This is a genomic window from Burkholderia mycopellens (genome assembly GCF_964265025.1).
Lineage (GTDB): Bacteria > Pseudomonadota > Gammaproteobacteria > Burkholderiales > Burkholderiaceae > Burkholderia.
The window spans coordinates 2485760-2499984 of the sequence record NZ_OZ183802.1; the positions used below are offsets into that span (position 1 = coordinate 2485760).

13 protein-coding genes are annotated in these 14225 nt (G+C 66.7%); 10 read left to right on the plus strand and 3 right to left on the minus strand.

Features of this window, described 5'->3' with window-relative positions; translation table 11 throughout:
* Window positions 1-80 precede the first annotated feature (80 nt).
* The 3 genes from argE to ACPTTC_RS11475 all read left to right on the plus strand — a co-directional run bounded on the left by argE (window position 81) and on the right by ACPTTC_RS11475 (window position 2957).
* Window positions 81-1301: an acetylornithine deacetylase gene (gene argE / locus ACPTTC_RS11465; protein ID WP_423392551.1), complete on the plus strand. Its 1221-nt coding sequence runs from the start codon at window positions 81-83 to the stop codon at window positions 1299-1301.
* 59 nt (window positions 1302-1360) lie between these two features.
* Entirely contained in the window at window positions 1361-2380 is a 1020-nt protein-coding gene (locus ACPTTC_RS11470) for a threonine/serine dehydratase (RefSeq protein ID WP_175955813.1), read from the plus strand.
* A gap of 145 nt (window positions 2381-2525) precedes the next feature.
* On the plus strand, window positions 2526-2957 hold the full coding sequence (locus ACPTTC_RS11475) for a DUF3574 domain-containing protein (RefSeq protein WP_423392552.1): 432 nt from the start codon (window positions 2526-2528) through the stop codon (window positions 2955-2957).
* A gap of 84 nt (window positions 2958-3041) precedes the next feature.
* Here ACPTTC_RS11475 and ACPTTC_RS11480 read toward each other — a convergent pair whose 3' ends face one another.
* Window positions 3042-5564: a penicillin-binding protein 1A gene (locus ACPTTC_RS11480; protein WP_423392553.1), complete on the minus strand. Its 2523-nt coding sequence runs from the start codon at window positions 5562-5564 to the stop codon at window positions 3042-3044.
* A gap of 443 nt (window positions 5565-6007) precedes the next feature.
* Between ACPTTC_RS11480 and ACPTTC_RS11485 the strand changes: the two genes are divergently transcribed.
* From ACPTTC_RS11485 to ACPTTC_RS11500, 4 genes are all read left to right on the plus strand, one after another.
* Window positions 6008-6688, plus strand: a complete 681-nt coding sequence (locus tag ACPTTC_RS11485) for a PspA/IM30 family protein (protein WP_113045091.1) — start codon at window positions 6008-6010, stop codon at window positions 6686-6688.
* An 88-nt stretch (window positions 6689-6776) separates the two neighbouring features.
* Complete coding sequence (locus ACPTTC_RS11490) at window positions 6777-7940, plus strand: tetratricopeptide repeat protein (protein WP_423392554.1); 1164 nt, start codon at window positions 6777-6779, stop codon at window positions 7938-7940.
* Between the two features lie 231 nt (window positions 7941-8171).
* Complete coding sequence (gene mscL, locus ACPTTC_RS11495) at window positions 8172-8603, plus strand: large conductance mechanosensitive channel protein MscL (protein ID WP_006487991.1); 432 nt, start codon at window positions 8172-8174, stop codon at window positions 8601-8603.
* A 333-nt stretch (window positions 8604-8936) separates the two neighbouring features.
* Window positions 8937-9383 (plus strand): hypothetical protein, encoded by a 447-nt coding sequence (locus ACPTTC_RS11500; RefSeq protein WP_027784713.1) that lies wholly within the window; start codon window positions 8937-8939, stop codon window positions 9381-9383.
* A 78-nt stretch (window positions 9384-9461) separates the two neighbouring features.
* Here the strand turns inward: ACPTTC_RS11500 and ACPTTC_RS11505 are convergent, their stop codons facing one another.
* Window positions 9462-10346 (minus strand): NAD(P)-dependent oxidoreductase, encoded by an 885-nt coding sequence (locus ACPTTC_RS11505; RefSeq protein WP_423392555.1) that lies wholly within the window; start codon window positions 10344-10346, stop codon window positions 9462-9464.
* Window positions 10347-10481: 135 nt separating this feature from the next.
* Between ACPTTC_RS11505 and ACPTTC_RS11510 the strand changes: the two genes are divergently transcribed.
* Complete coding sequence (locus tag ACPTTC_RS11510; protein ID WP_034199458.1) at window positions 10482-10691, plus strand: dodecin; 210 nt, start codon at window positions 10482-10484, stop codon at window positions 10689-10691.
* Window positions 10692-10912: 221 nt separating this feature from the next.
* Window positions 10913-11842, plus strand: coding sequence for a LysR substrate-binding domain-containing protein (locus ACPTTC_RS11515; RefSeq protein ID WP_006762467.1), 930 nt, complete (start codon window positions 10913-10915; stop codon window positions 11840-11842).
* Between the two features lie 93 nt (window positions 11843-11935).
* On the opposite strand, the gene ACPTTC_RS11520 is transcribed toward ACPTTC_RS11515, so the two are convergent.
* On the minus strand, window positions 11936-13354 hold the full coding sequence (locus ACPTTC_RS11520) for an 8-oxoguanine deaminase (protein WP_423392556.1): 1419 nt from the start codon (window positions 13352-13354) through the stop codon (window positions 11936-11938).
* Between the two features lie 511 nt (window positions 13355-13865).
* Between ACPTTC_RS11520 and uraH the strand changes: the two genes are divergently transcribed.
* Entirely contained in the window at window positions 13866-14219 is a 354-nt protein-coding gene (gene uraH / locus ACPTTC_RS11525) for a hydroxyisourate hydrolase (RefSeq protein WP_175947483.1), read from the plus strand.
* The last annotated feature ends 6 nt before the right edge of the window (window positions 14220-14225 follow it).

The window sequence follows — 14225 nt, forward strand, 5'->3', positions numbered from 1 at the left end:
CTGCACCGCACTGCGCCCGGCGCGGGCGGGCCGACGCGTTTTTGAGTATGATTTTCCCATTCATCAGACGGAGTTTTGCCATGTCCACTCTCGACGCGACGGCGCCGTCCGCCGCCGACCAAGGCGACACGTCCCTCGTCAGCCTGCCCTGGATCAAGCAACTGGTGTCGATGGACACGACGAGCCGCGTGCCGAACCTCGGCCTGATCGAAACGGTGCGCGATGCGCTCGCGGCGAAGGGCATTGCATCGACGATCACGCACGATCCGCGTGAAGGCTGGGCGAACCTGTTCGCAACCGTGCCCGCGCACGACGGTTCGACGAACGGCGGCATCGTGCTGTCGGGGCATACCGACGTCGTACCGGTCGACGGCCAGCAATGGGACAGCAACCCGTTTGCGCCGGAAATCCGCGACGGCCGCCTGTATGGCCGCGGCACCTGCGACATGAAGGGCTTCATCGGCGCCGCGCTCGCGCTGCTGCCCGAGATGCAGGCGACCAGGCTCGCGAAGCCGATCCATTTCGCGCTGTCCTACGACGAGGAAATCGGTTGCGCAGGCGCGCCGCTGATGATCGCCGACCTCGTCAAGCGCGGCGTGCAACCGTCCGGCTGCATCGTCGGCGAGCCGACCAGCATGCGGCCGATCATCGCGCACAAGGGCATCAATGCGTACCGCTGCTGCGTGCGCGGCCACGCGGCGCATTCGTCGCTGACGCCGAAGGGGCTGAACGCGATCGAGTACGCGGCGCGCCTCATCTGCCATATCCGCGACATCGCCGAGCGCTTCCGCGCCGAAGGCCCGTTCGACGCGCTGTACGACGTGCCGTTCACGACCGCGCAGACAAGCACGATCCAGGGCGGCAACGCGATCAACACGGTGCCGGCCGAATGCCGGTTCGACTTCGAGTTCCGCAACCTGCCGACGCTCGATCCCGAGCAGATCTTCACGCGCATCGAAGCGTATGCGCGGGAAACGCTGCTGCCGCAGATGCTTCGCGAGCATCCGAATGCCGCGATCGAGTTCTCGAAGATCGCCGCGGCGCCCGGCCTCGACGCCACCGAACAGGCCGCGATCACGCAGCTCGTACGCGCGCTGACGGCCGACCAGGACAAGCGCAAGGTCGCCTACGGCACCGAGGCCGGCCTGTTCGAACGCGCGGGCATCCCGAGCGTCGTGTGCGGGCCCGGCAACATCGAGCAGGCGCACAAGCCGAACGAATATGTCGAGCTCGCGCAGCTCGCCGGCTGCGAGCAGTTCCTGCGCAAGTTCATCCGCAGCATGTCGGTCGACGCACACTGACTGCCCCCGCCACGCCGGCCCGCGTGTGCGGGCCGGCCCACTCCGCCACCCGCCACGTCATGTCGACTGAACAACAGGGCAACGCCCATACGACGATCGACGGCGAGCCGATCCCGACGCTCGACGACATCGCCGCGCAGCATTTCGCGCTGTCGCCGTGGGTCGCGCGCACGCCCGTGTTCGAACGCGCCGACCTGCCGTCCCTCGAGGGCACGCACGTCAACTTCAAGTTCGAGTTGCTGCAGGTCAGCGGCAGCTTCAAGGCGCGCGGCGCATTCACGCACTTGCTCGCACTCGACGAGGCGCGCAAGAACGCCGGCGTCACCTGCGTGTCGGCCGGCAATCACGCGGCGGCCGTCGCGTATGCGGCGATGCGGCTCGGCAGCAGCGCCAAGGTCGTGATGTTCCATACCGCGAGCCCGTCGCGCATCGCGCAGTGCAAGCAGTACCGCGCGGAAGTCGTGCTGGCCGGCAGCGCGTCGCAGGCGTTCGATCTCGTCCGGCGGATCGAGGCCGAGGAAGGCCGCTTCTTCATCCATCCGTTCAACGGCTATCACACGATCCTCGGCACCGCGACGCTCGGTTACGAATGGGCGACCCAGACGCCCGACCTCGACGCGGTGATCGTGCCGATCGGCGGCGGCGGGCTCGCGGCCGGCATGGCGACCGCGCTGCGGCTCGCGAATCCGCGCGTGCACGTGTACGGCGTCGAGCCGGAACGCGCCGACGCGATGAGCCGCAGCTTCGCGGCGAATCACACGATCAAGATGAGCGCGATGCAGACGATCGCCGATTCGCTGATGGCGCCGCATACCGAGGAATACAGCTACCAGCTGTGCCGGCGCCACGTCGACCGCATCGTCACCGTCTCCGACGACGCGCTGCGTGCCGCGATGCTGTTCCTGTTCTCGCAACTGAAACTGTCGGTCGAACCGGCGTGCGCCGCCGCACTGGCCGCACTGCTCGGCCCGCTGCGCGAAACGCTTCAAGGAAAGCGCGTCGGCGTGCTGCTGTCAGGCACCAATACCGACCCCGGCACGCTCGGCATGCACCTCGCGCACGCGAAACTGCAGCACTGACCCCACATCGGGCACGCGTGGACAAACCTAGGGTTATCCCCAGATTATGTTGACAGCCCTGTTGATAACCCGCCGGACAAGCACGCAAGTGGTTGAGCGCGCAGCGTTTTGCACGCGCGAAGGTCGATCGTCACGAATTGGGCAAATGCGGTCGCTGGCCGTATGCACAATGGCGATCGCGCTGCTCGCCGGTTGCGCGGCACCACCCTCGCCCGTCGTCGGCGCGCCGTCGGCCTGCACGCAGCCGGGCGGGAACCCTATGCTGCTGGCCGACCTGCTGTTCGGGCGAGACATCGCGGGGCGCGGCCCCGTCACCGATGCCGAACGCGCGGCATTCCTCGCCGACACGGTCACACCGAGGTTCCCCGACGGCCTCACCTACTGGGACACGCACGGCCAGTGGCGCGACCGCGCCGGCGGGGGAATCACCCGCGAAGACAGCTTCGTGATCCGTATCATCGCCGACGATACGCCCGACACGCGTGCACGGCTCACCGCGATCCGGCAAGCGTACATACAGCGGTTCCATCAGCAATCGGTCGGCATCACGCTCGTACCGGCCTGCGCGTCGTTCTGATTCCCCTTCTCCCTACCGACACTTCGCTCAAAAAAAACGGGCGCCCGAAGGCGCCCGTCGCATGCCGGCACGGCGGCATGCCGCTTACTTGTTCTCGAACATATCCATGATCTGCTGCTTCTCCTGCGGCGTGACGGGCGGCGGCGCAAGCCCCGCCGCGCCGGCCGAGCCGAGCGCGTCGTTCGCGCTGATCGAATTTTCGGCCGGGTTGATGTCGACGTTCGCGACGAAGCCGTTGCCCGGCGTGCGATCGGCGTAGTACAGCTCGCCGTCGATCGAGGTCAGGCCGTCCGGCATCGGCATCTGCTGCTCGGGCACGCCGTTCAGCGCGGTGCGCATGTAATTGACCCAGATCGGCAACGCGAGCTGCGCGCCGAATTCGCGGCTGCCGAGGCTCTTCGGCTGGTCGAAGCCCATCCACGCAACCGCGACGAGCGACTGCTGGTAGCCGGCGAACCAGCCGTCCTTCGCGTCGTTCGTCGTACCGGTCTTGCCCTGCAGGTCGCTGCGGCCCAGTACGTTGGTGCCCGCGCCCGTGCCGGCCGTCGCGACCGAATGCAGCAGGCTGTTCATCACGTACGCGTTGCGGCCTTCGATCGTGCGCGGCGCCGTGCTGCCCGCGAGCACCGGCTGCGACTTCTGCAGCGGCTGGCCGCGTGCGTCGTCGACCTCGGCGATCAGGTACGGATCGACCTTGTAGCCGCCGTTCGCGAACACCGCATAGCCGGTCGCGAGCTGCAGCGGCGTCACGAGGCCCGCGCCGAGCGCCATCGGCAGGTAAGGCGGCGTCTTCGCGGGATCGAAGCCGAAGCGCTGCGTCACGTACTGCTGCGCATACTGCGTGCCGATCGACGCGAGGATCCGGATCGACACGAGGTTCTTCGAACGCTGCAGGCCGGTGCGCATCGTCATCGGGCCGTCCGGCTGGTCGTCGTCCTTCGGCTCCCATGCGGTGCCGCCCGGCACGCTCGGCGGGAAGTACAGCGGCGCGTCGTTGATCATCGTCGCCGGCCCCATGCCCTTGTCGAGCGATGCCGAGTAGATGAACGGCTTGAACGACGAGCCCGGCTGCCGCCACGCCTGCGTCACGTGGTTGAACTTGCTCTTGTTGAAGTCGAAGCCGCCGACGAGCGAGCGGATCGCGCCATCCTGCGGCGCGATCGCGACGAGCGCGCCTTCGACCTGCGGCAGCTGCACGACCTGCCAGCCCGTCTTGCCGTCCTTCAGCACGCGCACGACCGAACCCGGCTTGATGCGCAGCGTGTCGTTCGCGCGGGGGCCGAGCGCGGCCGCCACGAAGCGCAGCCCGGCCGGACCGATCGTCGTGGTCGCGCCGCCGACGAACTGCACCTCGACCGCGTTCGGCGACGCCGACAGCACGACCGCCGACTGCAGGTCGCCGTTGTCCGGGTGATCGGCGAGCGCGTCGTCGATCGCCTCGTCGCGGTCGTCGCCGGCCGCGGGCAGCTTGATCGACGCTTCCGGCCCGCGATAGCCGTGGCGGCGCTCGTAGTCGAGAATGCCGCGACGCACGGCCTGGTACGCAGCTTCCTGGTCGGACGAGTTGATCGTCGTCGTGACGGTCAGCCCGCGCGTATAGGTCTCGTCCTTGTACTGCTGGTACATCATCTGCCGCACCATCTCGGCAACGTACTCGCCGTGCACCGCGTACTGGTTGCCCGGCGTACGCACGTGGATCTCTTCCTTCACGGCCGCGTCGTACTGCGGCTGCGTGATGTAGCCGACCTCGAGCATGCGCTTCAGGATGTATTCCTGGCGCACCTTCGCGCGCTTCGGATTGACGACCGGGTTATACGCGGACGGCGCCTTCGGCAGCCCCGCGAGCATCGCCGCTTCCGCGAGCGTAATGTCCTTCAGGTCCTTGCCGAAATAGACGCGCGCGGCGGCTGCGAAGCCGTACGAGCGCTGGCCGAGATAGATCTGGTTCATGTACAGCTCGAGGATCTGGTCCTTCGTCAGGGCCCTCTCGATCTTGTACGCGAGCAGCATTTCGTAAATCTTGCGCGTATAGGTCTTCTCGCTCGACAGGAAGAAGTTGCGCGCGACCTGCATCGTGATCGTGCTCGCACCCTGGCGCGCGCCGCCGTGCATCAGGTCGGCGACGCCCGCGCGAAGGATACCGACGAAGTCGACGCCGCCGTGTTCGTAGAAGCGGTAGTCCTCGATCGCGAGCACGGCCTTCTTCATCACGTCCGGAATGTCCTGGAAGCGCACGAGGCTGCGGCGCTCCTCGCCGAACTCGCCGATCAGCACATGATCGGCCGTGAACACGCGCAGCGGCACCTTCGGCTGGTAGTTGGTCAGCGCGTCGAGCGACGGCAGCTGCGGCGCCATCACGACCAGCGCGTAGCCGACGATCAGCGCGCCGACGATCGCCAGCGTCGCGAACAGGCCGGCGAACCACAGCACGACGCGCGAGCCGAACGAGCGGCGGCGCCCGCCGCCGCTGCGCTGGGTGCGGCGGTCGTCGTTGCGAGGGTCGCGATCGTCGTCATCGGGGTAATAGGCTCCGGACGGCGAACGGCGCAGCGTGTAGTGGGGTTCGTTCCTGTCGGAAGAAGAAGGCGGTCGTTTGATAATTGGCATGTCGGAATGGCGGGTGTACGTGGCACCCTCGGACGCATGCGGAAATGCAGGCGAATGAATCAGAGCGGATACGGCGTGATACGGCTGTCACGTCGACAGACCCCGCCGCGCGGCAATCCGTTCCCGCGACGTGACAGCGCATTTTAATGAAATCGACCGGGTGCCTTCGCGATTTTTTGTAAAAATTCCCGCAATGCCGTGATTTGAGGAACGTATTGTCGGCATCCTCTGCCTATCATGGACACGCAATATGGCGCGCATGGCCGATATTCTTTCAATCGCGAAAGGTTCGACATCCTGATGCGCAAGCCGCTTGAACTCGCGCGTTTAAGCCGTATTTAAGTGAACCGGTGGTGTAATATCCGCCGGCTCATGCGGGTCGAAACCGGCTCGCAACGGGCACTGCCGCGGTCACGCGGCGCCTTTCAACCACGGAGGATTTCATGTCGCTTTTCGACTCTGTTTCGCGCACGATCAAAGGCCTGCTGAACGATGCGGCCGATTCGGTACAGGATCCGTCGCGCGACGCACGGCAGATCGTGCGGGAGCTCGACGACAGCATCGGCCGTGCCGAGAATTCGCTGATCGAGATCGAGGCACAGGTCGCGACCCAGCGCAGCAAGCGCGATGCGGCCGACGACAAGGTGAAGAAGTACGAGGACGGCGCGAAGCGCGCGCTGCAGGCCGGCGATGAAGCACTCGCACGCGAGGCACTCAGCGCACAGTCGAACGCGGAAGCCGAGCGTGACGCGCTCGCGGCCGAGCTGTCGACGCTCGAGCCGTCGGTCGACAAGCTGAAGGGGCAGATCGCCGACATGCGTCAGCGCCGCAACGACCTGAATGCACGCTCGAACATCCTGCAGGCCAAGCAGGAAATCGCGCAGGCGAAGGACGTCGCGGCCAGCGCCCTGGGCGGCATCGGCGGCAAGAACCTGTCCGAGGATTTCCAGAAGCTCGAGGACAAGGTCGCGCTGCAGAACGCACGCTCGGACGCGCGCCTGAATTCGGCCGACACGTCGAGCGGCAAGGCGCTCGACGACAAGCTCGCCGCGCTGAACAAGGGCCCGTCGGTCGAGGATCGCCTCGCCGCGCTGAAGAAGCAGCTCGATACGCCCGCGCAGTAACGGCAACCGCGGGCAACCGCGCCGCCGCCCGCCCCGGGCGCGGCGCGAACCGATCGTCAGGAGACGGGCGCCTGCGCCCGGTTCGACCATGAAGAAATCTCTCGCCGCACTCGGCCTCTCGCTGATGTTGCTGTCGTCCGCCGCGTTTGCGGTCCCGTCGCTGCAGCAGGTCGAGCAATCGATCGCGCAACGCAACTGGCAGCAAGCCGACACGCAGCTGTCGCAAGTCATCGACGCCCATCCGAACAACGCGCACGCGCGCTACCTGTACGCACAGGTGCTGGATCGCGAAGGCCGGGCGTCCGACGCCCTCGAGCAATTACAGCGCGCCAAGTCGCTCGATCCGCAACTCAAGTTCACCGACGCATCGCGCTTCGCGCAGACGGAGTCGCGCATCCGCGCCGACGCCGCGCGCGTGAACGGCAACGTGCCTTCGGCCACGCAGGCCGGTACGCTGCAATCGTCGCTCGCGCCCGCCGTCGCGCCGGCCGAAAAACACGGCCCGTCGACCGGCATGTGGATCGGCCTCGGGCTGATCGTCGCGGTGATCGCGCTGGTGCTTCGCTGGACGCTGCGGCGTGCGCGCACGGCCGACGACAGCCGCGCCGACGACGAACGCCGCACGCAGCTCAAGCGTGCCACCGACGTGCTGAACGACATCCGTCCGCTGAAACTCGACGCGAAGCTGTCCACGGCGCCCGGCGCCGCGGCGCTCACGGGTGAACTCGACGCGATCGAGACCGATGCGCGCACGCTCGTCGAATCGCTATCGAACGGCAAGAATCCGGTGCCGCCGTATCGCATCGACGAACTCGAACAGCGTCATGCGAGCGTGAAGGCACGCGTCGAAGGCCGCCCCGATCCGGCCGCGCAACCCGCGGCACCGGCGAACGGCAGCGGCTCCGTGTATGCGCAGGAAGCCGATCGCATGACGGGCGCGCAAGGCCAGCCGTATCCGCAGCAGCCCTACCCGCAACAGCAGCCGCCGGTCGTGATCCAGCAAGGCGGCGGCGGTTTCGGCGGCGGCATGGGTGGGCTGCTGACCGGCGTATTGCTCGGCGAAGCGATGTCGAGCGGCCGCGAGCGCGTGGTCGAACGCGACGTGATCGTCGACGGCGAGCGCCGCCGGCAAGACAACGACCCGGGCTTCGACCTCGGCCGCGGCGACAGTTCGAACTGGAGCGACGGCAACGGCGGCGGCGGCATGGATCTCGGCAGCAACGACGACGGCTGGACCGACGACAACACCTGACGCTGCGCAGCGCGTCGACGCATCCGCGACGCGCTGCAATGCACGCCACGCTCCCCTGCATGCCGGCCGCGCGGACGCGCGGATTTGTCAATCATTTCAAGATGGACTACCGGCAATGGGGAGCGTTCGCTATCATGCGGCCATCGGCGTGCCACCGACCCTCATTCGACGCTCTGCATCCCTGCGCGTCGCGGCACGCCTCCTCTCGCCCCAATCAGGAGAAAGCCGCTCATGAGCATCATCAAGGAATTCAAGGAGTTCGCCGTCAAGGGCAACGTCATGGATCTCGCCGTCGGCGTGATCATCGGCGGCGCGTTCTCGAAAATCGTCGACTCGGTCGTGAAAGACCTCATCATGCCGGTCATCGGCGTGCTGACCGGCGGCCTGGATTTCTCGAACAAGTTCGTTCTGCTCGGCACCATTCCCCCGACGTTCAAGGGTAATCCCGATTCGTTCAAGGACCTGCAGGCCGCAGGTGTCGCGGCGTTCGGCTACGGCTCGTTCATCACGGTGGCGATCAATTTCGTCATCCTCGCGTTCATCATTTTCCTGATGGTGAAATTCATCAACAAGCTGCGCAAGCCGGAAGAAGCCGCACCGGCCGCGACGCCGGAAGACACCGTGCTGCTGCGCGAGATCCGCGATTCGCTGAAGCAGCGCTGATCGCCAAGCGTCCCGCCAGCCAGGCCCGCCCCGTGCGGGCCTTTTTATTGCGCGCGCGATGCACCGCCGCATGCGGCCTATCTCACTTTTTTGTGACGGGCGAATGCACGCGCGGGGAAAGCAGGTCTATGATGGAGACTAAACGACAGTACGGGCGCCAAGACGCTGGCTGTGTCGATCATGGCGAGCAGGTCGACGGGAGACATTGATCGTCGTACTGCACGAAGGCAGCATTTTCGTGTGCTATAAAGGATCGACATGCGGCGTACATAGCCGGGAGTGGGTCGCATGAAAGTGCCGCATTTCTTGCAATTGTTTTTGAGGCGAGTGTTTATGTCCTTCCCGAAAAAACGTCGGCGTGCCCAGCAGGATGGCCAGGAGTCATTCCTCGCGGTATTGCGCCACTCGAAACCGTTTGCCCAGCTCGACACCAAGATTGCCCGCGCCCGCGCGCAGGACGAACCCGTCCTGTACGCGCATGTGCTGCCCGGTCTCGACGTGCTCCTGTGCAGCGTGCGCGGCGCACAGCCGCCCTATCCGGCCATCGCCGAGCTGCGCAAGCGCTGCATCGAGTCGATCGCCAACGCGCTCGAGCAGCCGCTGGACGGCCTCGAGAACGGCGGATACTGGTATGAAGCAAATGGCTTCGGCTTCCTCGTGTTCGCCAGCCGTGCGCGTGCGCGCATCCTGCCCGAGTTTGGTGCAGGCACGAAAGCGAGCCTGCGCGGCGGGCTCGGCCGCCAGAACGCCGGCGACACGACACCACGCTCCCTCGGCTGATCAACCTGCCATTCGATGGGCCGCCTCCGGGCGGCCCATCTGCCATTCACGCCCCCTCCTGCCCGTCACGACGCCAGCTCACTGACGCCCGTTGCCGGGCCGCACGATGTCGATGAACGCAGCGAAATCGGCACCGGCGAGCCCTTGCGCGGCGCCGAGCCGCAACACCTGCTGGACGGTCGCCGACACGGGCATCACCGCACCGGTGTCGCGCGCCGCGTCGGCAATCGCATCGACGTCCTTCTGGAACGTACCGAGCGCGCCGATGGGTGCATGACCGCCCGACGTCATGCGCGGCACGAACGTCTGCAGCAGCACCGAATCGGCCCAGCCACCGGCCAGCGCTTCGGCCAGCCGCGCGGCATCGATGCCGCTCGCCTGCGCAAGACCGACGGCCTCGGCAATCGCGGTCACCGTCGCGGTGACGATCGCCTGGTTGCACAATTTCGCCGTCTGCCCCGCTCCCGCGTCGCCCATATGCGTGATCCGCGACGCGTACGTGTCGATCAGCGGCCGCACCGCGTCGAGATCGGCCGTGCGGCCGCCGGCCATCACCGCAAGCGTGCCGGCCTGCGCGCCGGGCACGCCGCCCGACACCGGCGCATCGACCCAGCCGACGCCGAGTGCGGCCGCGCGCGCCGCGTAATCGCGCGTCGCGGCAGGTGGAATGCTCGAATGATCGACGATGCGCTGCAGGCGGCGCGCAGCGGCGTCGCCGGAGAGCAGACCGTGCTCGCCGAACACGACGTCGCCCACCGCGCGGCCGTCGAGCACACACACGAATACCGTATCGACGCGCTCCGCCAGTTCGCGCGGCGTGCCGACCACCTGCGCGCCGTCCTTCACGAGCGCCTCGGCCTTGTCGCGCGAGCGATTCCACACGCTGACCCGATGCCCGGCCGCCAGCAAATGCCGAATCATCGGCGCGCCCATCAATCCCGGTCCGCAAAATCCGACTTCCACGATGTTCCTCGTCTCCGATATGGGTTGAACTTGCCGCCCATCATACCTATCACTCAAGAAGCCGGGCACGCGCGGCGCCGCCTCGGGACCACGGCTTGCACCGGCAATCCATACCGATATCCCAGGGAGCGCATCATGAGCGAGCACGTGTACAAGATGATCGAGCTGACCGGTTCGTCGCGGCAATCAAGTGACGATGCCATCCGCAACGCGATCTCGAAAGCCGGCAAGACGCTGCACAACCTGCACTGGTTTCAGGTAACCGAAACGCGCGGCCACATCGAAGGCGACCAGGTCGTGCACTGGCAAGTGACGCTGAAGGTCGGCATGCGCATCGACGACTGACGCGCACGCCACATCACACGCCGCGCCGCGATCCGGATACGCGCCCCGCGCATCCGCGCGGCGCCGCGCGCCCCGCATTCCGCCCCGTTCGGGCCCCTTGTCCATGCCCGGCCGGCGGGTGCCTGCGGGTATCCATCTCTTGACGCTGATTTTCGTTCATATTAAAAACGATATACCCACAGTACCCCTCGATCAGCCCAGACATATAACCCGGAGAAATCATGAGTCAGCAACGCGAGGCGATCGACACGTACCTCTTGCGCGTCTTGCACACCTTGTTGATGGAGCGCAGCGTCACGCGCGCGGCCGTCAAACTGAACCAGTCGCAACCGGCGATCAGCGCCGCGCTGCGGCGCCTGCGCGACATTACCGGCGATCCGCTGCTGGTGCGCGGCAAATCCGGCATGGTGCCGACCGAATACGGGCTGCGCCTGCTCGAGCCCGTGCAGAATGCGCTGCGTGAAATCGAGCGCATCAAGTTCCAGCAGCACAACTTCGACCCGGCCACGTCGATCCGCTGCTACCGGATCGGCTGCCCCGACTACCTGAACGTGCTGTTCGTGCCGACCGTCGTCGAGCGCTTTCGCCAGGCCGCGCCGAACGCAACGCTCGAATTCCATTCGCTCGGCCCCGCGTTCGACTACGAACTCGCGCTGGAAGACGGCAAGCTCGACATCGTCGTCGGCAACTGGCCCGAACCGCCCGAGCAGTTGCACCTGTCGAACCTGTTCGTCGACGAAATCGTCTGCCTGATGAGCAACACGCACCCGTTCGCGAAGCGTGGCGGGCTCACGCTCGACCAGTACCTGAACGCACCGCATCTCGCGCCGACGCCTTACTCGGTCGGCCAGCGCGGCGCGATCGACGTACATCTCGCGCGCGAACGGCTCAAGCGCCATGTGGTCGTCACGCTGCCGTACTTCAACCTCGCACCGTACGTGCTCGTGAAGTCCGACCTGATCTTCACGACGACGCGCCTGTTCGCCGATCACTACGCGAAGTTCCTGCCGCTGTCGGTCGTGCCCGCGCCGCTCGACTTCCCGCCGATGCAGTACTACCAGCTGTGGCACGAGCGCTGCCACTACTCCGACGAAGTGCGCTGGCTGCGCAGCCTTGTCGCCGAAGCCACCCGCACGCTGATCGAGGCGTAACGGCACACGCCGCCCGCGCCGTTACGGGCGCGGCGCGATGGCGCGCCAGCGGCAGGCTCGGCCAGGCCGCCGCAGCCCGGCTTCAGGATTGCTTCAGCGCGATGCCGCGACGAGCGCGTGCGCAAGCGCGTTGTGGCGCTCGATCACGGGCGGCAAGTCGATCGTCGCCAATCGCCCTTCCCGCACCACCACCTTCCCGTTCACCACCGTGTATGCCGTCTGCGACGGCGCGCAGAACACGAGCGCCGCAACCGGATCGTGCAGCGCACCCGCGAACAGCGGCTGGCGCAGGTCGAATGCGGCGAAGTCCGCGGCCATGCCGGGCTTCAGCGCGCCGATATCGTCACGGTTCAGCACCTTCGCGCCGCCGAGCGTCGCAATCTCGAGCGCTTCGCGCGCGGTCATCGCATCGGGCCCGAAACCGACCCGCTGCAGCAGCAGCGCCTGCCGCACTTCCGCAACCATCTGCGCGCCGTCGTTCGACGCGGAGCCGTCGACACCGAGGCCGACCGGCACACCTGCGAGACGCATCTTCTTCACCGGCGCGATACCCGACGCGAGCCGCATGTTCGAGCATGGACAATGCGCGACACCCGTGCCGGTGCGCGCGAACAGGCCGATGCCCGCATCGTCGAGCTGCACGCAGTGCGCATGCCACACGTCGTGACCGACCCAGCCGAGATCTTCCGCATATTCGGCGGGCGTCATGCCGAATTTCTCGCGGCTGTACGCGATGTCGTTGACGTTCTCCGCGAGGTGCGTGTGCAGCGACACGCCGTATTCGCGGGCGAGCACGGCCGCGTCGCGCATCAGGTCGCGGCTCACCGAGAACGGCGAGCACGGTGCGACGACCACGCGCAGCATCGCGTACCGGCCTTCGTCGTGATAGGTCTCGATCAGGCGCTGCGTGTCGCGCAGGATGTCGGCCTCGCGCTCGACGACGGAATCGGGCGGCAGCCCGCCGTCGCGCTGGCCGACGCTCATCGCGCCACGGCTCGCATGAAAACGCATGCCGATCCGCTGCGCGGCGCCGATGCTGTCGTCAAGGCGGCTGCCGTTCGGGTAGATGTACAGATGATCGCTCGACGTCGTGCAGCCCGACTGCAGCAGCTCGGCCATCGCGGTGAGCGTCGACACCTCGATCATCTCGGGCGTCAGGTGCGCCCAGATCTTGTACAGGTTCGTGAGCCAGCCGAACAGTTCGGCGTTCTGCGCCGCCGGCACCGCGCGCGTCAGGCTCTGGTACATGTGGTGATGCGTGTTCACGAGCCCCGGGATCACGAGGTGGCCGCGCAGGTCGAGCACTTCGTCGGCCGTAGCGGGCAGCTCGGCGGTCGGGGCGACCGCGACGATCCGGTTGTCTTCGATGTAGAGCCCCGCGTCGCGCAATTCGCGGCGCGCGTCGTCCATGGTCACGAGCACGTCGGCGTGCTTGACCAGCAGGGTTTTCGGACGGGATGGGGAAGTGTTCGTGTTCGGCGCGCGTGCGCCAGCGTGCTGCTCGAGGTTCATGCGTTCTCCGCGTCGGTCTGCCCCCAGGGGAGGATCCTGAGGACGGTCACACAGCCGTTCGAACGCTGAATCGCGGCACGCTCCGGTGCCTGCGTCCGTTCGAACGCCCTGGCCCGGTTACCCGGCGTGCTCGCCGTCTTCGGGGTACGCGCGGGCCACCGGCCGACGCGCACGGCGGCAGGATCGCCCAAGCACGCGCCGCACACAATGCGCGATCCGGAATACCGCGATTCACGGTTTCGATATGGTACGCCGCGCAACGCCCCGCCGGTGCGCCGAAACGCCCGCCGGAAGCCGTATCCGGCGTGCCGTCGACAGCCGCTCATGCGCGGCGCATTATCTTTGATATCGCGCCCGTATTTGCGCGGGGAACCTTTTTACAATACCTGCACGGCGCTCGCTTCAATCTCGCCGACGGGTATGTAGCCACGTGACGTGGAGCCTCGATCCGCCGCACAGTCAATGGATCGAGTCGCCGCCGAACCTCGCATTCACACAAGGACAATTGCGAATGGGAAAGCTCACTACCCACGTACTCGATACGGCGCACGGCCGTCCCGGCGCTGCAATCAAGGTTGACCTCTACGCGCTCGACGGCGAATCGCGCCGCGCGATCAAGACCGTGCTGACCAATAGCGACGGCCGCTGCGACGAACCCCTGCTCGAAGGCGCCGCGCTCGCCGCCGGCGAATACGAACTCGTGTTCCATGCCGGCGACTACTTCGCGTCGCTCGGCGTGAAGGTGCCCGAACCCCGTTTCGTCGATCGCGTCGTGCTGCGCTTCGGCATCGCCGACGCCGGCTCGCACTACCACGTGCCGCTGCTCGTGTCGCCGTGGTCGTACAGCACCTATCGCGGCAGCTGACATACG

Bases quoted from the DNA above. Each gene is read 5' to 3' on its own strand.
- argE (WP_423392551.1), top strand. From the start codon at position 81: ATGTCCACTCTCGACGCGACGGCGCCGTCCGCCGCCGACCAAGGCGAC.
- ACPTTC_RS11470 (WP_175955813.1), top strand. From the start codon at position 1,361: ATGTCGACTGAACAACAGGGCAACGCCCATACGACGATCGACGGCGAG.
- ACPTTC_RS11475 (WP_423392552.1), top strand. From the start codon at position 2,526: ATGCGGTCGCTGGCCGTATGCACAATGGCGATCGCGCTGCTCGCCGGT.
- ACPTTC_RS11480 (WP_423392553.1), bottom strand. From the start codon at position 5,564: ATGCCAATTATCAAACGACCGCCTTCTTCTTCCGACAGGAACGAACCC.
- ACPTTC_RS11485 (WP_113045091.1), top strand. From the start codon at position 6,008: ATGTCGCTTTTCGACTCTGTTTCGCGCACGATCAAAGGCCTGCTGAAC.
- ACPTTC_RS11490 (WP_423392554.1), top strand. From the start codon at position 6,777: ATGAAGAAATCTCTCGCCGCACTCGGCCTCTCGCTGATGTTGCTGTCG.
- mscL (WP_006487991.1), top strand. From the start codon at position 8,172: ATGAGCATCATCAAGGAATTCAAGGAGTTCGCCGTCAAGGGCAACGTC.
- ACPTTC_RS11500 (WP_027784713.1), top strand. From the start codon at position 8,937: ATGTCCTTCCCGAAAAAACGTCGGCGTGCCCAGCAGGATGGCCAGGAG.
- ACPTTC_RS11510 (WP_034199458.1), top strand. From the start codon at position 10,482: ATGAGCGAGCACGTGTACAAGATGATCGAGCTGACCGGTTCGTCGCGG.
- ACPTTC_RS11515 (WP_006762467.1), top strand. From the start codon at position 10,913: ATGAGTCAGCAACGCGAGGCGATCGACACGTACCTCTTGCGCGTCTTG.
- ACPTTC_RS11520 (WP_423392556.1), bottom strand. From the start codon at position 13,354: ATGAACCTCGAGCAGCACGCTGGCGCACGCGCGCCGAACACGAACACT.
- uraH (WP_175947483.1), top strand. From the start codon at position 13,866: ATGGGAAAGCTCACTACCCACGTACTCGATACGGCGCACGGCCGTCCC.